Origin of the sequence: Chitinophaga sp. CC14, assembly GCF_048957795.1 — a bacterium.
Lineage (GTDB): Bacteria > Bacteroidota > Bacteroidia > Chitinophagales > Chitinophagaceae > Chitinophaga > Chitinophaga ginsengisegetis.
In genome coordinates this window covers 592,019-617,067 of sequence record NZ_JARBFY010000005.1, presented here as the reverse complement: position 1 = coordinate 617,067, position 25,049 = coordinate 592,019, and the positions used below count along the sequence as shown (strand labels likewise).

Annotated in this window: 21 protein-coding genes; 14 read left to right on the top strand and 7 right to left on the bottom strand. The window is 47.0% G+C overall.

The annotated features are described in order from the left end of the window. The first annotated feature begins 95 nt into the window (after window positions 1-95). The 7 genes from PV783_RS22085 (at window position 96) to PV783_RS22055 (ending at window position 6,649) form a co-directional block, all read left to right on the top strand. Window positions 96-1,067, top strand: a complete 972-nt coding sequence (locus PV783_RS22085; RefSeq protein WP_420989591.1) for a 3-keto-disaccharide hydrolase — start codon at window positions 96-98, stop codon at window positions 1,065-1,067. Between the two features lie 351 nt (window positions 1,068-1,418). Continuing rightward, window positions 1,419-1,742: a S24 family peptidase gene (locus PV783_RS22080; protein ID WP_111579266.1), complete on the top strand. Its 324-nt coding sequence runs from the start codon at window positions 1,419-1,421 to the stop codon at window positions 1,740-1,742. A gap of 48 nt (window positions 1,743-1,790) precedes the next feature. Continuing rightward, a complete protein-coding gene (locus PV783_RS22075; protein WP_420989590.1) occupies window positions 1,791-2,765 on the top strand; it encodes a hypothetical protein in 975 nt (324 codons plus the stop codon). A gap of 13 nt (window positions 2,766-2,778) precedes the next feature. Next, on the top strand, window positions 2,779-3,522 hold the full coding sequence (locus tag PV783_RS22070) for a hypothetical protein (protein WP_420989589.1): 744 nt from the start codon (window positions 2,779-2,781) through the stop codon (window positions 3,520-3,522). Between the two features lie 94 nt (window positions 3,523-3,616). Further along, window positions 3,617-4,726 (top strand): calcium:proton antiporter, encoded by a 1,110-nt coding sequence (locus PV783_RS22065; RefSeq protein WP_420989588.1) that lies wholly within the window; start codon window positions 3,617-3,619, stop codon window positions 4,724-4,726. Window positions 4,727-4,827: 101 nt separating this feature from the next. Then, complete coding sequence (locus PV783_RS22060) at window positions 4,828-5,766, top strand: alpha/beta hydrolase (RefSeq protein ID WP_420989587.1); 939 nt, start codon at window positions 4,828-4,830, stop codon at window positions 5,764-5,766. Between the two features lie 298 nt (window positions 5,767-6,064). Then, on the top strand, window positions 6,065-6,649 hold the full coding sequence (locus PV783_RS22055; protein WP_420989586.1) for a PhnA domain-containing protein: 585 nt from the start codon (window positions 6,065-6,067) through the stop codon (window positions 6,647-6,649). A 40-nt stretch (window positions 6,650-6,689) separates the two neighbouring features. On the opposite strand, the gene PV783_RS22050 is transcribed toward PV783_RS22055, so the two are convergent. The 4 genes from PV783_RS22050 to PV783_RS22035 form a co-directional block, all read right to left on the bottom strand. Continuing rightward, a complete protein-coding gene (locus PV783_RS22050; RefSeq protein ID WP_420989585.1) occupies window positions 6,690-7,910 on the bottom strand; it encodes a glycosyltransferase family 87 protein in 1,221 nt (406 codons plus the stop codon). Window positions 7,911-8,108: 198 nt separating this feature from the next. Then, entirely contained in the window at window positions 8,109-9,092 is a 984-nt protein-coding gene (locus PV783_RS22045) for a transglutaminase family protein (RefSeq protein ID WP_420989584.1), read from the bottom strand. 12 nt (window positions 9,093-9,104) lie between these two features. Continuing rightward, window positions 9,105-10,040: an alpha-E domain-containing protein gene (locus PV783_RS22040; RefSeq protein WP_079472668.1), complete on the bottom strand. Its 936-nt coding sequence runs from the start codon at window positions 10,038-10,040 to the stop codon at window positions 9,105-9,107. A gap of 16 nt (window positions 10,041-10,056) precedes the next feature. Continuing rightward, the gene (locus tag PV783_RS22035; protein ID WP_079472669.1) at window positions 10,057-11,505 is read right to left on the bottom strand and encodes a circularly permuted type 2 ATP-grasp protein; all 1,449 of its coding nucleotides are present in this window, start codon (window positions 11,503-11,505) and stop codon (window positions 10,057-10,059) included. Between the two features lie 306 nt (window positions 11,506-11,811). Between PV783_RS22035 and PV783_RS22030 the strand changes: the two genes are divergently transcribed. Both PV783_RS22030 and PV783_RS22025 read left to right on the top strand, forming a co-directional pair. Further along, a complete protein-coding gene (locus PV783_RS22030) occupies window positions 11,812-14,193 on the top strand; it encodes a glycoside hydrolase family 2 protein (RefSeq protein WP_420989583.1) in 2,382 nt (793 codons plus the stop codon). A gap of 365 nt (window positions 14,194-14,558) precedes the next feature. Next, complete coding sequence (locus PV783_RS22025) at window positions 14,559-15,725, top strand: hypothetical protein (protein WP_420989582.1); 1,167 nt, start codon at window positions 14,559-14,561, stop codon at window positions 15,723-15,725. Window positions 15,726-15,765: 40 nt separating this feature from the next. Here PV783_RS22025 and PV783_RS22020 read toward each other — a convergent pair whose 3' ends face one another. Then, window positions 15,766-16,599 carry a ThuA domain-containing protein gene (locus PV783_RS22020; protein ID WP_420989581.1) on the bottom strand — a complete coding sequence of 278 codons (834 nt, stop codon included), beginning with the start codon at window positions 16,597-16,599 and terminating at the stop codon, window positions 15,766-15,768. 62 nt (window positions 16,600-16,661) lie between these two features. After that, window positions 16,662-17,549, bottom strand: a complete 888-nt coding sequence (locus PV783_RS22015) for a LysR family transcriptional regulator (protein WP_079472672.1) — start codon at window positions 17,547-17,549, stop codon at window positions 16,662-16,664. Window positions 17,550-17,666: 117 nt separating this feature from the next. On the opposite strand from PV783_RS22015, the gene PV783_RS22010 reads away from it, so the two are divergent. Next, window positions 17,667-18,851, top strand: coding sequence for an MFS transporter (locus PV783_RS22010; RefSeq protein WP_420989580.1), 1,185 nt, complete (start codon window positions 17,667-17,669; stop codon window positions 18,849-18,851). Between the two features lie 926 nt (window positions 18,852-19,777). Then, window positions 19,778-20,254, top strand: coding sequence for a VOC family protein (locus PV783_RS22005; protein ID WP_111579277.1), 477 nt, complete (start codon window positions 19,778-19,780; stop codon window positions 20,252-20,254). 4 nt (window positions 20,255-20,258) lie between these two features. On the opposite strand, the gene PV783_RS22000 is transcribed toward PV783_RS22005, so the two are convergent. Continuing rightward, a complete protein-coding gene (locus PV783_RS22000; RefSeq protein ID WP_079472676.1) occupies window positions 20,259-20,678 on the bottom strand; it encodes a VOC family protein in 420 nt (139 codons plus the stop codon). A 123-nt stretch (window positions 20,679-20,801) separates the two neighbouring features. On the opposite strand from PV783_RS22000, the gene PV783_RS21995 reads away from it, so the two are divergent. The 3 genes from PV783_RS21995 to PV783_RS21985 all read left to right on the top strand — a co-directional run bounded on the left by PV783_RS21995 (window position 20,802) and on the right by PV783_RS21985 (window position 25,026). After that, complete coding sequence (locus PV783_RS21995) at window positions 20,802-21,794, top strand: GlxA family transcriptional regulator (RefSeq protein WP_336388025.1); 993 nt, start codon at window positions 20,802-20,804, stop codon at window positions 21,792-21,794. A gap of 2 nt (window positions 21,795-21,796) precedes the next feature. After that, window positions 21,797-22,237 (top strand): SRPBCC family protein, encoded by a 441-nt coding sequence (locus PV783_RS21990; protein WP_420989579.1) that lies wholly within the window; start codon window positions 21,797-21,799, stop codon window positions 22,235-22,237. A 164-nt stretch (window positions 22,238-22,401) separates the two neighbouring features. Continuing rightward, window positions 22,402-25,026, top strand: a complete 2,625-nt coding sequence (locus PV783_RS21985; protein WP_420989578.1) for a glycoside hydrolase family 2 protein — start codon at window positions 22,402-22,404, stop codon at window positions 25,024-25,026. Window positions 25,027-25,049 lie beyond the last annotated feature (23 nt).

Below are 25,049 nucleotides of genomic sequence, written 5' to 3'. Positions count from 1 at the left end.
TGGCTTCCGCTTTTAAATAAACCTGATAAAGTGCTATAAGAAGCAGGATCAAATATTTATCTTTATAGCTTTCTTCAATAAACATGGACATGAACATGAATAGAAAAAGTATTATCGCAGGTCTGATATGCTGCATGGGGCTGGGATTAGTGAGTCCTTCGGGTGTAATGGCACAGGTATCAGCTATTAAGACCGAAGCCGTAAAAGGCGGGGCCCTGATTGGCGCCTGGGATATCAAAGTCAGCGAAAACGGCGTAGATAAGCCCTCCTGGCTGGAAGTGGAGCTTTCCGGTTTTAAAACCCTGGTGGGCCGCTTTGTAAGCACCGGCGGAAGCGCCAGACCCATCTCCAAAGTAAACTTTGATAACGGGAAGTTCAGCTTTTCCATTCCGCCGCAATGGGAACGGGAAGACCGCGACCTGACGCTCGAAGGCACCGTAACCGATGCCGGCATAAGCGGCACTATTCATACCAGCGACGGACAGTCCTATTCTTTCACCGGCGTAAAAGCACCGGATCTTAAAAGAACAGCAGCGCCAGCCTGGGGCAAACCCGTGAAACTGTTTAATGGAAAAGACCTCACCGGCTGGAAAGCACTGGGTCAGAACCAATGGATCGTGAAGGATGGCATCCTTACCAGCCCGCATTCCGGCGCTAACCTGATCTCTGAGCAAAAATTCACCGATTTTAAACTGCATGTGGAATTCCGGTACCAGGCAGGCAGCAACAGCGGCGTTTACCTGAGAGGCCGCTATGAAACACAGATCATCGACAATCCAAAAACAGATCCGCCATCCAGTCACCTGTTTGGGGGAGTATACGGATTCCTGGTACCAAACGACATGGCGGTACTCGGTCCCGGCCAGTGGCAAACATTTGATATTACACTGGTGGGTCGCTTAGTAACCGTTGTGGCTAACGGCAAAACCATTATCTGCAACGCAGCCATTCCCGGTATCACCGGCGGCGCACTGGATAGCAACGAAGGTGAACCCGGCCCGATCTATTTCCAGGGAGATCACGGTCCTATTGAGTTCAGAAACATCGTCATTACTCCTGCAAAATAAAAATGCATCAAAAAAAACGTGATACAATTCCTGTATCACGTTTTTTTTATCTGGCAGAATAGAAAATTTTATTATTTTTGCGGCAGTTGTTCTTTATAGAAAATGACCCGGCAGTATCCCCAAATAGTTTGATACCTGCGCTGCCCGCAGGTTTTGTTATTTCACAGCATACCATTTGTTATACCCGCCCATCTTGTGTAGCCCAACAGAGTTTCACCATCATGCTTACAATTGAATTTGCCCGCTTCAGTTAATCCTTCCGCATATTGGCTTCAGCAACTCCACGAGCCTCCACTACGATCATTTTACTATATGGTCATCCATTTTTTTATTCAATCAATTAAAAACAACATGAACAAGTACGAAAGATTAAAGTCCGGACTGGAAACCACCGGCACAGGAAAAATGAAAGCCTTTGGCTCCTCTATGTTACCCATTTTGAAAAGTGGTACCCTGCTCACCTTTGTGAAAGAAACAGAATATGCCATTGGCGATATCGTTTTTTGCAAGGTAAAAGGCCGCTATATTGATGCGCACAAGGTGATTAAAAAAGATACCAACAAAGGTTACCTGATCGCCAATAATCACGGTTTCGAAAACGGCTGGACGAAAGTGATTTATGGCCGCGTGATGCTCGGTGAGTTTGAGAATAAGGTAATCTATAGGAAAGACTGACCGGGTTGTAAAAATGTTTCCCTTAAATTTAATAATTAAATTAGCTGAATGAAAGGTTTTTGGAATTACTTCTGGTTCATCTACATGCTTTTCTTTGCCATCCCTTTTCCCATGCTCATCTATTACAATACAGAGTATGGGGTGATTGATGGGGATGGTGGCACCGCGCCCTGGTTGGCGCTCACCTGGCTGGCCGTGTCCGTAATACTATGGATCATATTGATCCAGGGCTGGTTCAGGAAATGGATTATACTGCCCTTCATCATGAGAAGCAATATCCTGCGTCTTTTAAAGGAAGGGGTGAAAAAAAATGCACGTGTATTAACCAGTAAGGAACTACCGGCTGAAGGAAAGGATGTTGTGACCCGTGAAATCACCTGTTCCCTGGAGAATTTCTGTGGCACCGGAATCACGGAACAGTTGACGGTGAACGATACCAAACCGGAGCTGAACCGCTACGATGTAGGTAAAACCATTCAACTGCTGATCGATGGAAAACTTAAAGCAGTACCTCACTTAACACTGGATGGTGTAACGGTAGGAATAAAAGCAGGCCGGATCATCATGATGTGCCTTGCATGGTTGCTGGTAGTGGCCGCAATAGTGGGCTACTACGTATATTCCTATATGTTAGAGAACCACGGACGGGGCTGGCGCTTTATGGCCTTCTATCATCCGCTTCTTTTATGTCCCCTGATTTTGCTGGTGAGCCGCATCGGGTTTGGTTGGCTGCTGAAACTCTTTATAGGCACGCCGGACAATGCGTTGCAGCTTAAGTATTACGGCTTGCGCACAGATGCACAAATTGTATCCGCCGAGCAAACAGGCACTTATATTAATGAGCAACCCCAGGTACGCTTTGAGTTACGCTACCAGGATGATTTGGGTAAAACCCATACCGCCTCGTTAAAGAAAATAGTGCCGCTACTGGATCTGGGTATGACCAGGCAGGAGTCTGTCCCTGTTTTTTATCTGAAAGAAAATCCTCAACAGGTAGCATTTGCCAGTGATATAGAGGATTAAAAATATAATGAAGATGCGTTTACAAAAGATGACCGGCATTATAATAGCATTGATGATGTGTATGTCCTGTAACCAGTTCCGGGAATCCATACACGACACCTTGTATGGCAGTGATACAGACAGCAGCTATAAAGATCTTCCATCCGGCGAAGACGAAACCAGTACTACCACCAGTTCCAGCACAAGCACCCATCTGAGCACCAGTTCCAGCACAACCCATACTACGGTGGTGGAACAACGCAATGGTACCACTATCATATACAATTCCACCAAAACATCCGGCGACAATGATTTTCTCGGCAATGCCGGAAAGCTGGTGGCCGCCGAACGCGCGCTTCGTGAATTACCGGCCTTTGCAGGGAAAAGTATCCATCTCTACAGATCCATTCATTTTTATGAAGACGGACGGATAAATGTAACTATTCAGCATCCGCAGAACCCTGAATATATTGATGAATACAACTATAGCAAAGGGAAATGGGAGGAGCCCAAACCAGTACAGATGTCTGTGCGCGATAATATCAGCAAATCACTTATTAGTCTTGATGATATCAGCTTTGCAAGCGCCGCCGTCGTATACCGGAACTACACCCGCAAGGCAGAAGATATAGAAGGGGCAAAGCCTCTCACTCATATTTACGGCATTTTCGGTGGAAACAGTATTACCTGGTATCCCCAGTCCATCAGTGGCAGCCGGGAAAAATATTTCATCAGCTTCACTCCAAACGGCAGCCTGAAGGATTATTACCGGGAATAACATCAGCCCTTTGCTGGAAAACAACCGGATCGTGTGATCGCTGATGCTGATAGATACATGCGGCCATGTGCATAAATTTTTGTAAATTAAACACATGGCATTCAATCACTTTCTCTACAGGAAATGGAAAATTACGCTCCCGTTATGGTGTCTTATCAGTCCAGTGATCGGGTTGGCATTATTAGGATTCGCAGGGGAACAGCAGAGTGGCGTATTATCAGCAGTGATGGGCCTGGCGCTCATTACGGTGGTATTATCTGCCGTGCATCATGCAGAAGTGGTAGCGCACAAGGTGGGAGAGCCGTATGGTACCCTCATACTGGCGCTCGCTATTACGGTGATAGAAGTATCACTGATTGTATCCATTATGTTGAATGAAGCGGATCAGGGCGCAACGCTGGCAAGAGATACCGTGTTTGCTGCTATTATGCTGATCCTTTCCGGTATCATTGGAATGTCTTTATTTATAGGCGGCTACCGTTTTAAAGAGCAGGCGTTTATAAAAGCCGGTGTCAGCGCCGCATTGGTCGCATTAACTGCGATCTCTGTTTTAACCCTCGTCTTACCAAACTATACTACTACCGAAGCGGGTCCTGTTTATTCCAGCAGCCAGCTGATATTTGTAGCCATCATTTCTTTGGTGTTGTATGGCGGTTTTGTAGCGGTACAAACGGTCAGGCACCGCGATTATTTCCTGCCAAAAGATGCAGCGCCGGGTGATGAAGATACGCACGCCGCACCGCCATCCGGACTAACTACCACCGTGAGCCTGGTGTTTTTATTAATAGCACTGGCAGTAGTAGTGTTACTGTCGAAAAAATTATCGCCTGTTATTGAAACTATTGTGGTGAACCTGGGTGCGCCTAAAAGCCTGGTGGGTGTTATTATTGCGGCTGTTATTCTTCTGCCGGAGGGACTGGCTGCTATCAGGGCCGCCTCACAAAACCGGTTGCAGACAAGTTTGAACCTGGCACTGGGTTCGGCGCTGGCAAGTATTGGTCTTACTATTCCCGCAGTAGCCATAGTAGCTCACACGCTGGATTTCAGAATTACACTTGGTATTGATGCCAAATCCACACTGTTACTCATCCTCTCTCTCTTTACCATCAGCATTTCTTTTAATGCAGGAAAAACCAATATCCTGCAGGGGATTGTGCTGCTGGTGATATTGGCTACCTACTTATTTATTACCGTGGTGCCTTAGTTTGCACATAAATATTCTTATAGCCAGCAATAAACTATATTATTTTCTTTATAGCCATAGGAATGCCAGCTTTGTGATCATAAAATAAATTATTACATCACATGACGACAGATCTGGCATTTAAACCCGCCGTACAGGCGGCATTGGACTATATCAATCATATACCAACTGATCCTGCACAAACAGACCCCATTGCGGGCGCACGCGATTTCTACCACCGGTTTATACCGATGGCCGGCACACCTGCCATTGTAAAGAACGTGCAAAACCGCACACTGCATACTGCCGAAGGCCCGGTAAACGTACGCATTTACAGGCCCTCAGATACTCCCGGCCTGCCGGTAACCGTTTATTTTCATGGCGGATGGTTTTATTTAGGCAGCCTCGACACACATGATACGCCCCTGCGCGCATTAACCAATGCGGCGGATTGTGTAGTGATATCGGTAGACTATGCCCTGGCGCCTGAACATCCGTTCCCCAAAGGGTTAAAAGAAGGCATCGCCGTGGTACAGTGGATCGCGGCGCATGCAGATGAACTACAGGTAGATGCAAATCGTATAGGCGTGGCCGGTGACAGCGCTGGTGCAGCACTGGCCACCGTAATTGCCCGGCATGCAAAGGAAAACAACGGTCCGGCGCTGCGCTTCCAGGCATTGATTTACCCGGTTACCGATGCTTCGCTCCAAACGCCTTCCTGGCAGGAGTTTGCGGAAGGATTGAACCTGGATCTGGCCGGAGCAGAGCTGGCATGGTCGTTATATGTTCCGGGTCCGCAAAACAGGCAACATCCGGATGCTGCGCCGCTGCTGGCCGAAGATCTTACAGGACTGCCGCCTGCACTGGTTATTACTGCCGAGTACGATCCTTTAAGAGATGAAGGCATGGCCTACGCCGCAGCACTCCGCAGGAGTGGCGTACCGGTTCAGGAAACCTTGTATGAAGGCATGATACACGGTTTCTTTCAAATGGGCGGCATAATTGAAGAAGGGAATACCGCGATTAACGAAACGGCTGCTTTTATCCGCAAACATTTTTAACCGGCACTTTAACGCCCGGCCTTCCTGCACTTTGCGGGAAAGCCGGGCGTTTGTCAGTTCAGTCCACTCCGTAATATTTCCAATTGTGCATAGTCCTTATCCGGAAGTTGTTGTAACATGACCGCTTTCTATTCCCTGGATGCTTAATCCCGCCTGGATTGCTGCCGGCAACAGTACTTAAAAAAAATAATCCCGCAGGGTCCTGTTAACAGGGTGATAACAACAGGATAATGAGAAAATCACTGTTTCCCGCAACAAAAAACATTACCTTCGTGCACATTTTTTTATAAAGGATATTATGAAGCTGAACGAACTATTACTAACAAGGAGTGAAAACAAGTGCGAATTATGCAAATCAGAAGGACCGCTGAATGTGTATGAAGTACCTCCTCAGACCTACAGTGATCAGGATAATTGTATCTTCATCTGTGAGAAATGCCAGTCGCAGATTGAGAAAAAAGCAGAGCTGGATAGTACCCACTGGCATTGCTTAACCGATTCAATGTGGAGCGAAATTCCGGGTGTGCAGATTGTATCCTGGCGTATGCTGAACCGCTTAAAACAGGAAAGCTGGGCAGCAGATAACCTGGACATGATTTACCTGAACGATGAAGCGCTGGCCTGGGCCAAAGCAACCGGCGATCATGAAAACGACGGCGCTGTAGATCTGCACAGGGACAGCAATGGCGCCATCCTGCAAAACGGCGACACCGTTATTCTTACCAAATCCCTTGATGTAAAAGGTTCTACCTTAAATGCTAAAATGGGTACCGTGGTAAAGAACATCCGCCTTGTACCGGATAATACAGAACAAATAGAAGGAAAGATAGAAGGACAACTCATCGTGATCCTTACCAAATACGTAAGAAAACAAAACGCATAAAAAAAGGGAAGGCATCGTGCCTTCCCTTTTCGTTTTATCTTTATGCCGCCCGCTGCAGCTTCTCTGCCGTAATGGTTCCCGGCTCCGGGGATGTGGCAAAAAATGGTTCCAGCACTATTTTCAGCCATACAATAGAACAAAACACCGCTTTCACTGCATAAGGTTCTACATAAGTTCTGGCAATCCAGTAGGGAGTGATCAGGTCTGTAGAAGAGAAAGAGGTGAATACCAGCGTAAGCACAGCCAGTACTGTATTTAACGTGGATGGCCGCTCCTGTGTAAAATACCAGATCGCCACACCCGTGAGCGCAATAATATAAGTAGGTGATTCCCCCTTGTGGTTAAAGATCACCACCCATATCAGCACAGAAGCCAGCATGCTCAGGTTAAATTTCGATTCCCGGTTGTAAAGTATGGGTATGAACGGCCCCATAAATACTGCCGCCGCAGAAAGCATGAACAGCTGTTTGGAGATATCCATATCAAACCAGGTATGCCACCATCCCATTACGGACACGCCGTAGGAGGCGGAGTAGTCATTGGCCAGCAGGTGGCCCCAGCTCTTGTAAAGGAACAGCAACTGATCCCAGGAAATCACCAGCAACGGCATCACCGCAATCACTACCGTCCAGAACACCGTGTACAACGCGGCTTTCCAGCGTTCAGGATACAACAGGAACAACGACATAGCCACTACGCCAAATAACTTGATATATACGGTTACTACCAGCAGCAATGCTGCCAGCCAGATCTTTTTATTTTCCATGCAATGCCATGCGAGGATGAAAAAGCCTGCGATCAGTACGTTGATCTGGGAGCTGGTGAGCGCAATCATCATCTCTATAGCCAAAAACAATAACAGGATCGATTGCTTTTCTTTCTTTACCGGTAAGGTCCTGATCGCAATAACAAATACTACCACGTTCATAATATTCCAGCAAATCAGGGACGGCACATCCGGCATCCAGGCGAAAGCGCCCATCCACAGGGCAAACGACGGACTGTACTTATACAGGTCGTAATACTCTGATTCGTATAATACGTAGAGGTCCTGGTTGTGTATCAGGTGCCAAAACGCCTGTTTAAAGATCAGGAAGTTATTATAACGGGTCCATCTTTCCATGTCCTGCGAGGAATACCAGGAATGAAAGGAGATGCCTACCGCCATTAATAAAAATAAAGCATACAGGTATTTCGGCGGGATTTTGCTGATGGTATTACAGATAGCATCCCAGCGGCCTTTTATGGCTAAGCTTTGCATTGTACTCTTTTAAGTTGTGACAGTTGTAGTTATCGTTCGCTCATTAAGGTTCCAGGCAAAACTATATAAATTTTTCTTTATTTGTGAATTATCAAATTGTTTTAAGAAATAAATAGGAAAGATGGTTTAGCGGGCCAAACCGTTGAACGGCGGGCTCCGCAGACGATATCCCGCCATTCGCCGGTATAATTCCGGTATTCATTGTTGTTGCTGCTGTTGCTGCATCATCATTTCTTCGAGATGACGCTGATAACTATTTTTTGCAGGCGCTGCCGGAACCGTACTACTCATGGCGGGCTGGGCAGGGAAAAAGGGTTCCGGATCAAACTGATCCTGGTCGTCGTAACCCACGGATACGGTAACATCCAGCGTGTGGCCTGCGCCACCGCTGTATACGCCTTTCACCGGCGAGCAGTCGCTGAAATTACGTCCCACGGCCAGCTTTACATGGTTCTCACCGGCAATGCAGTTGTTGGTGGGGTCCAGCCCCAGCCAGCCATATTCAGGAATATACACCTCTGCCCAGGCGTGGGTGGCGCCTTCGCCGCGCATACCGTTTTTATTGGGACAGATATACCCGCTCACATACCTCGCCGGAATTTGTGTAAACCGCAGCATGGCTGTTAGCAGGTGCGCGAAATCCTGGCATACGCCTGCCTGTAGCAGCAGGATCTCATCCAGGGTACTGTCTACCGTTGTTACCCCTTTGATATAATCGAAATGGGTGAATACGTAATCACAAAATCGCACCGCTGTTTTGAAAGGCGTGTCTGTATCTTCTTTCAGGTCCAGTGAAATTTGCCGTAAGGAAGCCACGCTTTCAAAAACTTCGTGTTTGAGATAATCAATAAATGCTACGTCGTAGCGGATATCTTCCAGCATTTGCCACTGGGTGGCGGGAGGAAGGGTATCGGCTGGCAGCGGCCGTGGGATGGTTTCTACAACGATGGCGGAGAATATTTTCAATTCATGATGTGGCTCCGTTTGCGTAAAAATACCCACTTCGTTGCCGTAATAATCTTTGAATATTTCCACTTCCGGGTGACGGGAAATACTCAGATCATGCTTGATCACTTTCTGGTATTCATCTTTTACGGGATACAGGATAATTTGATTGGCGCTGTCCCGCACGGGTGTTTCATAGGTGTAATGCGTGATGTGTTTTATTTTGAAAACAGGCATATAATGCAATGGTTAAGCGTTTGCGAAATAGTATTCATTCAGCAGGTTTCCGATGCCATACAGCTCACTCCTGATTTTAACAAGATAGGGATGCAACCCTTCCGCTTTCATACTGTTTACGGAGCTGTAGGTGATGGTACTGTTCAGCCGCCCGATGTTAAACGACAGCTTATTATAGTGTTCAATATTCTTATCACTTTTCAATCGTTCAAAGTAACGGTAAATATTATTAACGGAATATTTTGCCGACCGCGGGAAATCGTTGTTGAGCATCACCAGTTCCAGTACGTTTTCCGCCTCAAAGCCTTTACGGTAGGTTTTCAGGTACAGCTCATAACCGCCCAGCGACAGCAGCAGGTGTTGCCAGTAAGAGGTATCCGTGAGCAGGTCCGGATTATTGGAGATAGAAATAAACTTGATGTCGAGGATATCGATGGACTGTATACTTCTTTCCAGGTATTTACCAATGCTCATAAAGCTCCTGCTTTCGCCTCTTTCCATGATACTGCCTGCAGTACCGTAATACAGCATTACCTGTTTAATAAGGATGTCCAGCGCTGTTACGGGATCATCTTTTTGTACATACCAGAGCAGCTTTGGATCTTTCACGGTGTGATAGTATTCATTGAGGCACTGCCAGAGGTCTTTTGCAATGTGTTCCTGCACACTCCGGGCATTTTCACGGGCCAGTGTGATCATGTTGATGATGGAGTTGGGATTGTCGCGGTTAAAGAGCAGGTACTCGATCACCGACCGGCTGTCGTTTTTGATAGATGAAATTTCTGCTTCATTTCCGCCGGAAGAAATACGGATCACCGGTGTCCACGTAAATTCCTGGATGGTGTCCTGTGAAGATGCGTAGTTTATTTTCAGCATTCTTAAAATACCATCGCTTCTTTCTACATACCTGCTCAACCAATATAAACTGGAGGCTACTCTGCTTAACATAGGCTTGTGTTTTAGTTTATGATGCCAGTACCCAGGTGTCTTTACTGCCGCCACCCTGTGAGCTGTTTACTACGAGGGAGCCTTCTTTCAGGGCTACCCTGGTTAATCCGCCGGGAACAATAGAGATGCCGTCTGGTCCTACGAGGGCATAAGGTCTCAGGTCTACCCGGCGCGGTTGCAGCATTCCGTCGAGGTAACAAGGGGCGGTAGACAGGCTGATAGTGGGCTGTGCGATGAAATTGCGGGGATCTTTCAGTATTTCTTTTTTATAACTTTCTATTTCTGATTCAGAGGCAGCATGTCCCATTAACATGCCATAGCCGCCGCTTTCATTGGTTTTTTTGATCACCATTTTATGCATGTTCTGAAAGACATATTCCTTATGTTCCGGGTTACCCAAACTATAGGTAGGTACGTTTTTCAGGAGCGGTGTTTCATTCAGGTAATATTTGATCATGTCGGGCACGTAGCTGTATACAGCTTTATCATCGGCCACACCGTTGCCGGTGGCGTTGATAATGGCTACATTGCCTTTGCGGTAGGCGCTCATCAGGCCGGCTACGCCAAGCACACTTTTAGGATTGAATACCAGCGGATCTATAAACTCATCATCCACGCGGCGATAAATCACATCTACCTGTTGCAAACCGGTGGTGGTTTTCATGTATACTTTCTGATCGCGTACCACCAGGTCGCGGCCTTCTACCAGTTCTACGCCCATGAGGCGGGCCAGCGTGGTATGCTCATAGTAGGCGGAGTTGTACATACCGGGACTGAGCAAAACGATGGTAGGATTGGCGACCGCCCGCGGCGACAGCGACAGGAGGTTTTTATAAAGAATAGACGGGTACTCCGTTACGCTGCGCACCTTGCACTGCGGCAGCAGGTCGGGGAAAAGCCGTTTGGTAATTTCGCGGTTCTCCAGCATATAACTCACGCCGGAAGGCGTACGGAGATTATCTTCCAGCACATAAAAGGTGCCGTCGTAATCCCTGATAAGGTCTATCCCGGCAATATGGATATAGATGTCGTAGGGCACATTCAGCTGATGCATTTCCCGCAGGAAATGAGGGCAGGAGTAGATCAGTGAAGCAGGGATCACGCCATCGCGGATAATAAACTGGTTATTATATACATCTTTCAGAAAAAGGTTAAGGGCTTTCAAACGTTGTTTAATACCTTTTTCAATAAAGGTCCATTCGGCGCAGGTGATGATGCGGGGGATAATATCAAACGGAAAGATCTTTTCAATCCCTTCTCCGCTGTCGTATACCGTGAAGGTGATCCCCTGGCTCATAAACAGCCGTTTCGCCAGTTCTTCTTTCTTATTGAGGTCGTTGGCAGATTCATTCTCCAGGTAGCTGATAATCCGGTGGTATTGCTCCCGGAGGTGATTATCGGCAATGTACATTTCATCCCAGGTGTTGGAGATGTGATCATAGCGGTTGAGGTTTATAGTATTCATTTTAATAATATTTTAATTATGCCATAGGATGAGATTGTTTTTGTATAATTTATGAATAAAATATTAATTATCATAAAGAGATGCTGTTTATTTTTTAATTATAGAGATGATTATATAACATTATTATAAAATATAATATTAATGAAAATGCAAAATATACAGATTAACAAACCTTAAAAGTTAAGTCCGTTTATTCATCGGGAATTATGTATATTTTGCTACCGTACCTGTTTTAGCCATTAAGATGAACTGAAGATCACAACCCTGTCAACCACTCAATTTAACCACAAAGAAATAAGTAACTCCATGATGAGAACACCATTACTGGCCGCTGCCTTGCTGTTATCCGGCCTTTGCCCGCTACAGGCACAAACCACTTATAAAATGAAGCCCGTTGCCATTCAATCCAGGTGGGCAAAAGAAGTAAGTCCGCAAAATGCCCTCACCGCTTATCCACGGCCACAACTGGAACGGAGCAACTGGCAAAACCTCAACGGTCTCTGGGAATACGCCATCACCGCCACTGATGAAGCAGCGCCTTACAATTTCGACGGACAAATACTCGTGCCTTATCCACTGGAATCGGCACTGTCGGGGGTAAAGAAAACACTGCTCCCGGAGCAACGGCTCTGGTACCGTCGCAAAATTGAGATCAAGCAAAACGCCGGCGAAAGAACGCTCCTGCATTTTGGCGCGGTCGACTGGCAAAGCAAAGTATATCTCAACGGGAAAGAAGTGGGTGGTCACACCGGCGGCTATACGTCGTTTACCATCGATATCACCAGCGCTGTAAAGAATGGTGAAAACATCCTGGTACTGAAGATCTACGATCCGTCCGACAGGGGCATCGGTCCTTCCGGCAAGCAGGTGCTCAACCCTGCCAATATTTATTACACGCCCAGCTCCGGCATCTGGCAAACCGTTTGGCTGGAGAAAGTGCCAACAGATTACATCTCCGGGTTAAATTTCACACCGGATATAGATAAGCAGCAGCTTAACCTTACCGTAAGCGCTCCTGCCGGCTACACCGTAGAAGCCATCGCCTCTGCCAACGGTAAGCCCGCAGGTAAAGTGAAAGGCAAAAGCGGCGCACCACTGCAGCTAAAGCTGGAAAGCCCTACTTTATGGTCGCCCGGAAACCCTTTCCTGTACGACCTTTCCGTGAAGCTCCTGAAAGGCAACACAGTTGCCGATGAAGTGAAAAGTTATTTTGGTATGCGCAAAGTATCTATCGCAAAAGATGAAAAAGGAGTGGACCGCATCTTCCTCAACAACAAACCATACTTCAATCTCGGTACACTGGACCAGGGCTTCTGGCCAGATGGTTTATACACGGCGCCAACTGATGAAGCACTGGCATTCGATATCAAAGCCATCAAGGCAATGGGCTTTAATACCATCCGTAAGCATATCAAGGTAGAACCGGACCGCTGGTACTACTGGGCAGATAAACTCGGCATGCTGGTATGGCAGGATATGGTAAGTCCCAATCACAGCCTGCCGGAAGGGGCCAAAGCGGCCTTTGAACAACAATGCAAAGAAACGCTGGCACAACTGCATAACTATCCCTCCGTTACCACCTGGGTGCTTTTCAATGAAAAATGGGGACAGTTTGATCAGCAACGCCTGACAGAATGGATCAAACGCAGCGACCCCTCCCGCCTCGTTAACGGCCACTCCGGGGAATACCTGTATGTAAATGAAAAACTCCGCAGTCCCAGTCCGAATGCATACGTCAGCGCAGACCTCACCGATGTACACAGCTACCCCAATCCCATGAACGCTATTAAGATGCCCGGAAAGGCCCGCGTACTGGGCGAGTTCGGCGGTATCGGCGTATTCATCGCCGATCATCAGTGGAACACTAATACCGCCTGGGGATACATCCAGGAAAAACCGGGCGCGCTGAAATCGAAATATGCCGTGATGAACCAACACCTGCAATTACTGGAACGGCAAGGCTTGTCCGCCAGCATCTATACCCAACCTTTTGATGTGGAAGGAGAACAAAATGGGTTGCTCACGTACGACCGCGAAGTAGTAAAAATTCCGTTTGCGGAAATAAGAAAAATCCATGCACCTCTCAATAAAGACATGGGAGTTATTCCCGCAGTCGCCGCACAGGATGCCGATCTCACAGAACCCACCGCTATTTATAGCTCCATGCTGCAGGAGTACATCGATGGTAAAAAAGATCCGGAGTTTTTAAGAAAGCTGGCAATGCTGGCCGTGCAGGCAGGCGATAAAGATGGCGCAGCCCTCGCAGGAGCCGACTATTTCGCCGTGATGAAACAACCCTATTCAGAAGACGATCTTCGTTATGTGATGCAGGTAACCGGCAGCACCCGCGACACCGGCTTCTCCATTATCCGCGATAACATGGAAGCCATCGATAAAGCAATGGGCGCACGACAATCGGCCGTAAAAATGATGAACCTCATTTACCAGGACCTCATTGCACCCGCTGTACCGGACAATGGCGCTAACCCTGATTGGGGCGCTATCTACACTGCCGTAAAGCCTTATGGCGCACCGGGAGAGGAAATTTATCTCCGCGCAAGAACGATTTATTTACTCAATAAACAGGATAAGGCCGGGTTTAAAACAGTGGCCAAAGAATACCTGGATAAGTATGGGCAGTTTGTAAAACTGGATGAGAAGAAAAAGATAGAAGCGTTTATGAATTAAAAGCGGATTTTGTCTTTCTCAGGATTAGTTTGATTATACTGATTACCTTGATTTGATCACTTTTGATTTTAAAAGATTCGGGGAGATACAAGCGAATCTGCTTATCTCTCTCCGAATCTTTTAAATCCTTAAAAATCCAAAAAAGAAAATCAAGGTAATCAGTATAATCAAACTAATCCTGAGAAAGACAACCTTCGCATAGATTAACACAAAAGTGTGATCAATACTTTTGTTCTTTCTCCTTTCCTTTGTTCCCGGACGGAAAGTGTTCAGAATGGTTAACCCGTTACCCTTAAGTACCTTGCAACATAGCCTTGTCATGCTTTCTGTTCTACCCGGAATTTATATCTGATAAATAAAATCTCATGAAAAAATTACTCCCTGTACTTTTTGTACTCGCTTTTACGGCTGTAAAGGCTCAAACCAACGTGATTGGTACCACCGGAAATGTAGGAATTGGAACGCTCAACCCTGTAAGTAAGTTGCAGGTGGTGGATAATTACCGGAATTATTTTGTGAACCGGTTAATCACCGGAGCATCTGAGGATTCACAGGGTCCTAATTATATATTGCTGCATGAACTATATACGGGAACTTTATTACCCGATATGCATGTAATGGGGAAAATCACTGGACTCAGGGGAGCTACCAGTGCTTTTAACAGGAAATGGACCATAGAAGTTAATACTTCTACGGCATATAACGCCACGAAAGGGTCCCTTATCAGTTACAATGAACTGGTAAGATTAGTGACACTCGTTTATAATAGTAAAAGTTATCTGGCAGCAGAAATAGTAAACAGTGCATCAATGAACTTTTTTTCATTTACAGGTTATGCAAGTGGAGAGACACTGATTTTAGTAAAAGATGATAATGTAACAAATGTACTGCCGTTTGTTCCAACTGATGCCATCGGCATACAGGGAAATGTAAGTATCGGTACACAAGGGTCATCAGCGCGGTTGGATGTTGCAGGGGGACCTACCTGGACCACGAACGGCTGGACAAAATCAGTAAGGTTATATAACGCATCTGCCATTGAGTTTACCGGCGCCACAAGGTCATTTGGCCTTGGCGCCTCCGGAGGGAATCTATATTTCTCAAATGTAAATTCAGACGGAACCGGTGCAGCTAATTATTTTATGGCGGCTGATGGAACTACCGGTAATGTGAGTATTGGAAGTCCTAGTCCGTCAGCCAACTACAAACTAACCGTAGAAGGCACACTCGGCGCACGCCGTGTGAAAGTGCAGCAAGGCGCCTGGGCAGATTATGTATTTCATCCGGAATACGAGTTGCCATCCCTGCAACAGGTGGAACACTTTGTAACAACCGAAAAACACCTGGAAGGCATCCCTTCCGAAAAAGAAGTACTTGAAAAAGGATTGGACCTGGGAGAATTTGATCAGCAGTTACTGAAGAAGGTAGAAGAACTCACGCTGTATATTATACAGCTGAATAAAAATGTAGAACGCTTAAATAAACAGGTAGCAGCACAACAGCAAACTATTGCCACCTTACAGGCTAAATAATCAACAGCCGCGCACCGATGTATACCGGTGCGCTGCTTTTTTATTTCTTCTTCCCCATCCACTCCAGCGCATCCAGTATCAGCCTGTTCTGCGTTTCATTCGCAAATGTGAAAGATAATTCCTTATTGGTATGATGCTCATAGTCGATATCGTTATGCCCCATATTCAGGTATAACATCTTGTATTTTTTGTTAGTCCATACAACGGGGTAGTAGCCGCTGTGCCAGATCTCATATGGCTTTGGGCCGGTACCCAGCGGGAAGCTGCTGGAATCCACCGACAGTAATATTTTAATGTCCGGGTTTTTACGCAGATCATTGCTCCAGCGGTACCACTCATTGGGAGCGGCAGAGAATGTATCCGGCAGATTCCTGGTGGCCGGATGCCGGTGGTCTTCCACACGCAGCACAGCGGAAGTGGGGCGCCAGGTGTTGCTGCCGTAAGATCCGGAGCCCAGGAAGGTGTTGTGGTACCAGTTCCAGTTTTGGGGTACATCCGACGGGGTGAGTGCAAAAGCTGCAAAGTGAAAGCCTATCCAGCCGCCGCCATGTTCCATGTATTGCTGAAATGCGGCGCGCTGTGCAGGATCTTCCGGCCGCGTATCCAGGAAAATCACTACCTGGTACTTCGAGAGGAATGATGCATTCAGGTTTTGCCAGTTGTTGGTGGAGTCGTAGCTGAAATGATATTTCGCGGCCATCTCCGGAAACCACTTATTGGCTTCATGTACAAAACTGATGTGTGCCTGGTCGTTTTTAGCAGTATAAAAGGCGATCACCCGGAAGCGGGGAGGAGTTTGTTGGGCCTGGCTCATGGCGCTGCCAAACAGGCTTAAAATAAGCCAAAGGGTGCTTAGGTGGAATCTTAGCTTCATAAATAGTAAAATGATCGTTCAGAACTACAAAATAAACTTTATTTTTCTTTTCAGCAGCCTCTTTAAAGTTGCAGCAGGTTCCGCACAATTTTCACCCGGTCGGAGGCCATCCGGGTATTGTCGTAAGCCAGGTACAGCGTGTTGCTGGCAGGTACATTGCCCCGCCATACTTCTTTCAGCTCTCCTTTTTTGATGCCTTCTTTCACCATATAATCGGCGGTGATGGTAACACCGTTACCACAACTGATTGCCTGCAGGATGGTTTGCATGTCCGGGATAATAAACTGTGGTTTGATAGCGGGACGTTTGCGGAAATTCTCCAGCCAGAAACGCCGTATCACCGGGAGGTCGCTGCTATAGGCAAACCATTGCTGTTTCAGGAGCCACGACTCTGCTTCATCCAGCGTTTTCTTTTTCAGGAAGTTTTTAAATGGTTTGATATCAAGATCCGGGCTGGATACAATCAGGAACTGCTCGCGGAGTATGGGCTCGTAGATGATGTTCTTTTCTTCTGTCAGTTGTGTGGCAATGAGGAAATCAAGATCGCCTTTCTGCAGCCGCCGCAGCAGGTCTTTGGTAAGACCAAACTCCGTTATGATATTCGCCGGCACATCGCTGATGCGTTTGGCTACTACGGCCTGGAAATATTCTTTCACCGCGCCAATGTGAATATTGGGTAATTGTTTGGTGATACAGAAGTAACGGAAATCAGCTTCCACGTTCTCCAGTTTTTCCAGCGGCTCTACCACCTGCGTATAAAATAACTTGCCATAATCAGTAGGTACCAGCTTGGGCTTACGCTCAAACAGCTGTTTCCCGATATGCGCTTCCAATGCAGATAAATGCTGACTTACATTCGGCTGCGAAATAAACAGCATCTTTGATGCCGCCGTTAGTGAGCCGGTTTGATATACGGCTTTAAATGTTCTGTACCACTCCAGGTTAACCATCCTGCAAGTTATAAATATTTTTATGATGATTGATAAATCATATTATTTTCTTTATATGATCTAGTCCCTCACTTTTGTATCTGCAAAAAAGCATGGCATTATTCAACCACAAAGCAAATGAAAAGGATCGCATATATTGGAAGTCTTGGTTTACTTGGCATCATCACCACCGAATTCGGTGTAATTGGTATACTTCCGCAACTGGCGGCATATTACAACATCTCTATCGATCAGGCAGGCACCCTGTTAAGTGCCTTTGCATTGGTGATTGCACTGGGAGGCCCCCTGATGACACTCTGGTTATCAGGATATAACCGTAAAACGCTGATGGCTGTCAGCATTTCTATTTTTCTTATAACAGGAGTGGTATCATCTTTATCACCTCCCTTCTGGTTACTGCTGCTGGTGCGGATGTTGCCGGCATTCCTGCAGCCGGTGTACATTTCCACAGCCATCGCAGCCGCTACCGGTGCGGCCGATAAAAAGCACACCCATAAAATGATGGCCATCGTGATGAGCGGCATCGCTCTTGCAACGGTTACGACTATACCGTTTGCCACCTGGCTGGCAGGGATCTATAACAGCTGGCAATTATCGTTTGTAGTACAAACTATTGTGAGTGCGCTGGCCCTGATTGCCATCCTTGCTTTTCTGCCATCAATGCCGGCAGGGGAAAAACCATCTTATGGCGCGCAACTGAAAATACTCACCAAACCTGCGTTCCTGGCCAGTAGTATCATGAACGTGTTTATGGTGTCGGCCATGTTTTCCACCTACAGTTATTTTGCGGATTATCTTGGAAAAGTAAATCATATGTCCACCGGCGAAGTAGGCGTAATGCTGCTGTTGTTTGGTGCCGCCGGCGTACCCGGCAACTTCCTGGCGGGTAAACTGCTGAGCAAAAGCGTAACCGCTACCATGGCTGCTTCCCTCATCGCTATTACCCTGGTGTCTATCGGGATTTACTATCTCCCGCTGTTGTCGGTGCCGCTCATTATCATATGGGGTTTCCTGCACACGCCCTGCTTTATCACGGCACAGGCATACATGGTGGCTGCTGCACCGGAAGCGCCGGGGTTTGCCACCAGCTTATCTATTTCTTTCGGCAATATGGGCGTTACCCTGGGAACGGCCGTTAGCGGCTGGATCATTACTACGCAGGGCATTCACAACGCCCCATGGGTGATGCTGCTCTTCGGTACCGGCTCATTGCTTATGATGGGACTAAAAGAATTGCTGGCCGCCCGCGAAAAGCAATCGTCTCCGGCGATGGAAAATTGTCTTGGAGCAGGATTAAACTGATTTTGCTGATTACATTGATTTTATTTTGGGGATTTTTGATAAAAGATCAGGGGAGATGGATTTCCCCTGATCTTTATAAGTCCCTAAAACCATTTCATACAGAAATAGAGCACAATGACCGATAGTATCTGGATACAAATTGCCGCCAGAAGTCTCTTAATACCCCCGGTTTTGGATGGGCTGAATACATATACCGCATAAGAAAAAAAATATACAGCCATCGCCAATACCACAACTATTAAAAGATTTGGACCTTCAGGATCATTGAAAACGTAGAACAGCATCCTGGAACAAATGAGGGCCGTTGCTGCCAGGATTATTAACGAAGTCTTTTTTGACTTGAAATATAAATTTGCGACGTTATTACCCATGTTCATAAGATGACCATTTTCTTAAATGAATAATCTACTCCGGAATTTTGTTTTTTGCCCGGTTACGTTTATCTTTATAAAGTACCTAAAGCATTGATATCCAGTTTGTTCCTCTGATGCATCCCCCCTAAGGAATCTTCCGGAACCCCCTATAGCGCATTGGTACACAATATGTTACCGATCAAGTCCACATCACCTCCACGTCAACTCCATGTTCTCTCCACATCAAAGGTAAGTGTAAAGTATCTGCAAAGCATGTGCAAAGTATTGCCTGTCTATTGTTCAAGCTATCTTTAAATATCTCACAAAGAAAAAAGTAAAATCCTCCATAATCAGCATAAAATATAAAACCCGCTTGTATCTCCTCAAATCCTTTATAAAATCAAAAAAGTAAAATCAGGCAAATCAGCAAAATCAGTTTAATCCTGTTCCAGGACAACCTCCGCTTTGTCGCAAGTGCCCCCAAAGAATGTCGCTTTTGCACCGTCAATATGAAAAAGACGGCGGGTATCTTTGTAACGAAATGAAAAATCTGTAAAACTTCAATCTATCGTTATGCAAAAGATCACCCCATCATTATGGTTTAATATGAATGCAGAAGAAGCGATCAGCTTCTACTCATCCATCTTCAAAAATTCAAAAGTAACAGACAAGTCATACTACGGGGAAGGATCTCCTATTCCTGCCGGTACGCTGCTCGCCGCCACCTTTCACCTGGAAGGACAGGAGTTCCTGGCTATCAATGCAGGACCGCAGTTCCCGTTCACAGAAGCCATTTCTTTTACGGTATATTGTGAAAACCAGGAAGAAGTAGATTACTATTGGTCGAAGCTCACCGCAGACGGAGGAAAGGAAGTGCAATGCGGCTGGCTGAAAGATAAATTTGGCTTGTCCTGGCAGATTACGCCCACCATCATGTCTAAATTTCTGAGTGATCCTGATAAGGAAAAGTCGGGCAGAGCCATGCAGGCCATGATGAAAATGGTGAAACTGGATATCGCAGCGCTTGAAAAAGCATTTAACGGAAAATAGAGCATTATTGCCGGCTGTTGCCTTCAAAATTAATGAGCCAGTGAAGACCAAACTTATCAGTAAGCCCACCGAATAAAGCGCCCCAGAAAGTACTTTCCAGCGGATGCGTAGGAATACCATCCGCAGAAAGACGGGCATAAAAAGTACGGGCCTCGTCTTCACTGTTGCAGTTCAGTAATAAAGAAACGGTATTGCCGGCAGTAAGTCCCGCTTCAGGCACCATGTCGGACGCAGTGAGTACCAGGCTGCCTTTGGTAAGACTGGAATGTAAAATGAACGGTTTCATAAAAGCGGGTATTTCTGCCGAAACAGGCGATTCCCCGATGGTTTGAAGCATCAGCTCTCCACCCAGGCATTCTTTGTAGAAAGTCATTGCTTCCCGGCAGTTACCGTTAAAAGTAAGGTAGGTATGGATCATGGTCATTGTGGAACCGGATTTTTGTGTGAAAACTATACTGCAAAAATCGCAAGGGTTGCGGGAAGTAACAGGGGTGTAAAGCGACAATTCTCAGGGTAATTGCGGCATAAACTATTATAATTGCAGCGTATGATACATATTTCCATCCTGGTCCCTCTCGGGCATACCAGTTTAGTTAACATCGAGGGCAGCTACCAGATTTTATCGGACATCAACAACTTCCTCGCTGAAAAGGGCCGGGAGCCCAAGTTCCAGGTGCAGCTGGTGGGATTAACCACCGAGGTAAGCCAGCGTAACCGATTATTTACGATCTCTCCTGAGGTGCTGATAAAGGACGTAAAGAAAACGGACCTGATCATTATTCCTTCGCTGCACGGGGATCAGTCGAACGCCGCGGCCATGAACCAGGATTTTATTCCCTGGATCAGGCAGCAATATCAACAGGGCGCTGCTGTAGCCAGTTTATGCCTGGGCGCTTTTTTCCTGGCAGCTACCGGCCTCCTGAAAGGCAAGCAATGCGCTACCCACTGGAAAATGGCGCAGGAATTCAGAAGCATGTACCCCGATGTAAACCTGATGGACGACCGGATCATCACGGAAGAAGAACGCATCTATACCAGCGGCGGCGCCTATTCTTACCTCAACCTCATCCTTTACCTGGTGGAAAAGTATGCTGGCAGGGATATTGCGATCCTCACCGCTAAAGCATATGCCATTGATATTGACCGCCAGAGCCAGTCGCCTTTCATCATTTTCGAAGGACAAAAAGCACATAACGACGAACCAATCCGGAAAGCACAGGAATTTATTGAAGCCAGCTACCAGGACAAAATCACAGTAGAACAACTGTCTGATATGTCGGCTATAGGAAGAAGATCTTTTGAAAGAAGATTCAAAAAATCGACCGGTAACACGGTGATAGAATATATTCAGCGGATAAAAATAGAAGCCGCTAAGCGCGACTTTGAAACCAGCACAAAAAACGTGAACGAGGTAATCTATGACGTGGGATATATCGACACAAAAACATTCCGGACAATGTTCAAAAAGGTAACCGGACTCACCCCGCTGGAATACCGGAACAAATACAACAAACAAATTATGAACCCTGTAAATGACTAGTTATGGAAAAAACAACATTTAAAACGACCATCAATGCGCCACGTGAAAAAGTATGGGACGTACTTTGGGGCGAAACTTCCTACCAGCAATGGACAGCCCCTTTTGCTGAGGGCTCTCAGGTAGATACCAACTGGGAGAAAGGAAGCAAAGTAATATTCCACGATGGCAGTAACCGCGGCATGGTGGCCAGGATCGCAGACAAAGTACCCAATGAATTTATGTCGTTCCAACACCTCGGTGAAATTGATAACGGTGTGGAAGACCTCACCAGCGACAAAGTAAAAGCCTGGGCCGGCGCATATGAAAATTATACGCTTACTAACGTGAACGGCAAAACGGAGTTGCTCGTGGAAATGGACCTGGCGGACGATTTTAAAGATTACTTCAGTAAAACCTGGCCCATAGCGCTGGATAAAGTAAAGGAATTAGCAGAGCAGCAGTAATATTCTCCCTTCGCCCGCCATACAGCAGCAGGCGAAGGGATTTTTTATTATTTCCGGGAGAAACAATCCTGCGCAGAAAATACCTGCTTTGATCCGGAATACGGTTGTGCTATCTTTGCGGTTATTGTAACAGGTAACTACAGGCCGTAAAAATAAAATGCACTATGTTTCGGAAATCAACGATCTCCTGCCTGCTGATTTTATCTTTTTTAAGATTATCAGCGCAGGAAAAATATGAACTCAACAGCGGATGGCAATGCAATAATATCGCCGGCGTAAAAGTTACCGGTCAGCAACTCTCAGATCCGGCATATACCCTCTCCGGATGGACGCCGGCCACTGTACCAGGTACGGTGCTCACCACGCTCTTGGATAATAAGCAGGTACCCGATCCGATGTATGGCATGAACAATGAAAAGATACCGGATATCTACCACACCGGCCGCGATCATTACACTTATTGGTTTGTAAAGGATTTTACAGAACAGCCGGCCACCGGCGACGCACAGGTATGGCTGCATCTCCGGGCTGTAAATGATGGCTGCGATATTTACCTGAACGGCCACCGCGTCAATAAAACTACCCACTACGGCGCCTATCTCCGCCAAACATATAACATCACATCCTTCCTGGCGAAAAACGGGAAAAACCGTTTGGCTGTAATCGTGTACCCGCCCCAGTTTCCGGGTAACCCCAACGGCGGACAGGGAGGCGATGGCACCATCGCGAAAAATAACGGTCCGCAGTATACCGCAGGGTGGGACTGGATCCAACCCATGCGCGACCGCAACACCGGTATATGGGATAAAGTAACCATTGAAAAAACAGGCGCCGTAAGGATTAAAGATCCGCACATCATTACCCGTGTACCCGGCACCCGCCAGCCGCAAGGCCCGCAGGCGCCCGCTACCCTGCAGATAGGAGCGGAGCTGGAAAATGCTACCGCCAGAAATATCACCGGCACGTTGCAATATACCCTCGCCGGTAACCACATCACCAAAAAAGTAACGCTGCCGCCACATGCCACTGCCACTGTGCAACTGCCGGACCTGCTGCTGAAACAACCGCTGTTATGGTGGCCCGCCGGTTACGGCCCGCAGTCGCTGTATCAGCTGCAATTGCAGTTTGTAAACAACGGCAAAACGGATGATAAGGAAGACGTGGAATTTGGTGTTCGTGAAATTCAAACATACTGGAACGCACACACCGGCAGCAGGGAAATTGCCGTAAACGGTCAGAAGATATTTATTAAAGGCGGCAACTGGATCACCTCCGATGCCCTGTTCCGCTTCACAAAAGAAAGATACGATGCAGAAGTACGCTTCCACCGCGATATGAACCTGAACCTTATCCGGATCTGGGGCGGCAGCCTTACGGAAAGGCCAGAGTTCTACGAAGCCTGCGATAAGTACGGCCTGCTCGTGTTCCAGGACTTCTGGATATCGGGCGACTGTAACGGCAGATGGCAGGACCCCATGAAGAAAGAAGATCAGTGGACCCGTCGTAAATACCCCGACAACCACTCCCTGTTCCTCGAAAGTGTAGCCGACCAGGTGAAGATGTTACGCAACCATGCCTCGCTGGCCTTCTGGTGCGGAGGAAATGAAATTACGCCTCCGGCGGATTTGTTCGCCGCCATGAAGGATTCTATTATTCCGGCACTGGACGGTACCCGCTATTTCTTCGACTACTCCAACTCCGACAGTATGTCGCACAACACGCTTGGCGGCAATGGCGACGGTCCTTACGGTATTCAGCCACTGTCCACCTTCTGGAGCACCCGCACCTTTCCGTTTAACTCCGAAGTAGGTTCGGTAGGTACGGGCGACTATGAATCACTCGAAAGATTCCTCCCCGCGGAAAACCTGGTGCCGCCCGATCAGCAAACCGGCAAAACCGATGCGGTATGGGATTACCATAAGTACATCGCTTATAACAAAGCCGTAGATCCCTATGGGAAAACAAACGACCTGAGAGAGTGGGCCAACAAAGCACAGCTGGTAAACTACGACCAGTACCGCGCTTTAATGGAAGGCTTCAGCTCACACATGTGGGATTGGTACACCGGCGTGATCATCTGGAAAACGCAAAACCCCTGGACTGCCCTGCGCGGCCAGATGTATGATTACTACCTCGATCCCAACGCATGCCTGTATGGTACCCGCAAAGGAGCCACCCCGCTGCATGTGATGTATGATCCGGAAGAAGGAATGGTGATGGCCGTGAACAACACCTTCCAATACGCCCGCGACCTGATGCTGGAATTAAAAACATACGACATGCAGGGCAATGACAGCCTGCTCACACAGGTGTTTGTAGAAGTAGGACCCACCACCGTGCAAAAGTTTATGAATATGAAACCCCTCCTGGATAAACTAAAAGCGCAGCAGGGATTGTTCTTCTCTTTACGCTTGCTGAATGCACATCAACAGGTGGTGGATGAAAACCTGTACTGGTTGCCGGATGCCAAAGGAAATTATTCCGGGCTGGCACAAATGCCGGCAGCAGGAGTGAAGGCAACAGCAGTGAAAGCGGGAGCCGACAGTATTAACGTTACCATCAGCAACCCGGCAGGAGGGCCTGTGGCATTTTTCAACCGCGTATCGCTGGTAAATACACAGAACAAGAAAAGGATCTTACCGGTATTTTACAGCGATAATTATATTTCTGTATTACCCGGCGAACAGAAAACGATCAGCATCAGCGGCGGCGCTACCGCCACCAGCAAGGATGTGCAGATAGAAATTTATGGTAATAATGTAAAGCGGCAGTACATCGCTGTTCAATAATCAAACATATTGCAGGCATCTGT

Excerpts from the sequence above, each read along its gene's own strand:
- PV783_RS22070 (WP_420989589.1), top strand. The coding sequence starts at position 2,779 with ATGCGTTTACAAAAGATGACCGGCATTATAATAGCATTGATGATGTGT.
- PV783_RS22045 (WP_420989584.1), bottom strand. The coding sequence starts at position 9,092 with ATGCCTGTTTTCAAAATAAAACACATCACGCATTACACCTATGAAACA.
- PV783_RS22080 (WP_111579266.1), top strand. The coding sequence starts at position 1,419 with ATGAACAAGTACGAAAGATTAAAGTCCGGACTGGAAACCACCGGCACA.
- PV783_RS22030 (WP_420989583.1), top strand. The coding sequence starts at position 11,812 with ATGATGAGAACACCATTACTGGCCGCTGCCTTGCTGTTATCCGGCCTT.
- PV783_RS21995 (WP_336388025.1), top strand. The coding sequence starts at position 20,802 with ATGATACATATTTCCATCCTGGTCCCTCTCGGGCATACCAGTTTAGTT.
- PV783_RS22085 (WP_420989591.1), top strand. The coding sequence starts at position 96 with ATGAATAGAAAAAGTATTATCGCAGGTCTGATATGCTGCATGGGGCTG.
- PV783_RS22060 (WP_420989587.1), top strand. The coding sequence starts at position 4,828 with ATGACGACAGATCTGGCATTTAAACCCGCCGTACAGGCGGCATTGGAC.
- PV783_RS22010 (WP_420989580.1), top strand. The coding sequence starts at position 17,667 with ATGAAAAGGATCGCATATATTGGAAGTCTTGGTTTACTTGGCATCATC.
- PV783_RS22025 (WP_420989582.1), top strand. The coding sequence starts at position 14,559 with ATGAAAAAATTACTCCCTGTACTTTTTGTACTCGCTTTTACGGCTGTA.
- PV783_RS21990 (WP_420989579.1), top strand. The coding sequence starts at position 21,797 with ATGGAAAAAACAACATTTAAAACGACCATCAATGCGCCACGTGAAAAA.
- PV783_RS21985 (WP_420989578.1), top strand. The coding sequence starts at position 22,402 with ATGTTTCGGAAATCAACGATCTCCTGCCTGCTGATTTTATCTTTTTTA.
- PV783_RS22035 (WP_079472669.1), bottom strand. The coding sequence starts at position 11,505 with ATGAATACTATAAACCTCAACCGCTATGATCACATCTCCAACACCTGG.
- PV783_RS22005 (WP_111579277.1), top strand. The coding sequence starts at position 19,778 with ATGCAAAAGATCACCCCATCATTATGGTTTAATATGAATGCAGAAGAA.
- PV783_RS22055 (WP_420989586.1), top strand. The coding sequence starts at position 6,065 with ATGAAGCTGAACGAACTATTACTAACAAGGAGTGAAAACAAGTGCGAA.
- PV783_RS22020 (WP_420989581.1), bottom strand. The coding sequence starts at position 16,599 with ATGAAGCTAAGATTCCACCTAAGCACCCTTTGGCTTATTTTAAGCCTG.
- PV783_RS22075 (WP_420989590.1), top strand. The coding sequence starts at position 1,791 with ATGAAAGGTTTTTGGAATTACTTCTGGTTCATCTACATGCTTTTCTTT.
- PV783_RS22040 (WP_079472668.1), bottom strand. The coding sequence starts at position 10,040 with ATGTTAAGCAGAGTAGCCTCCAGTTTATATTGGTTGAGCAGGTATGTA.
- PV783_RS22050 (WP_420989585.1), bottom strand. The coding sequence starts at position 7,910 with ATGCAAAGCTTAGCCATAAAAGGCCGCTGGGATGCTATCTGTAATACC.
- PV783_RS22000 (WP_079472676.1), bottom strand. The coding sequence starts at position 20,678 with ATGACCATGATCCATACCTACCTTACTTTTAACGGTAACTGCCGGGAA.
- PV783_RS22065 (WP_420989588.1), top strand. The coding sequence starts at position 3,617 with ATGGCATTCAATCACTTTCTCTACAGGAAATGGAAAATTACGCTCCCG.
- PV783_RS22015 (WP_079472672.1), bottom strand. The coding sequence starts at position 17,549 with ATGGTTAACCTGGAGTGGTACAGAACATTTAAAGCCGTATATCAAACC.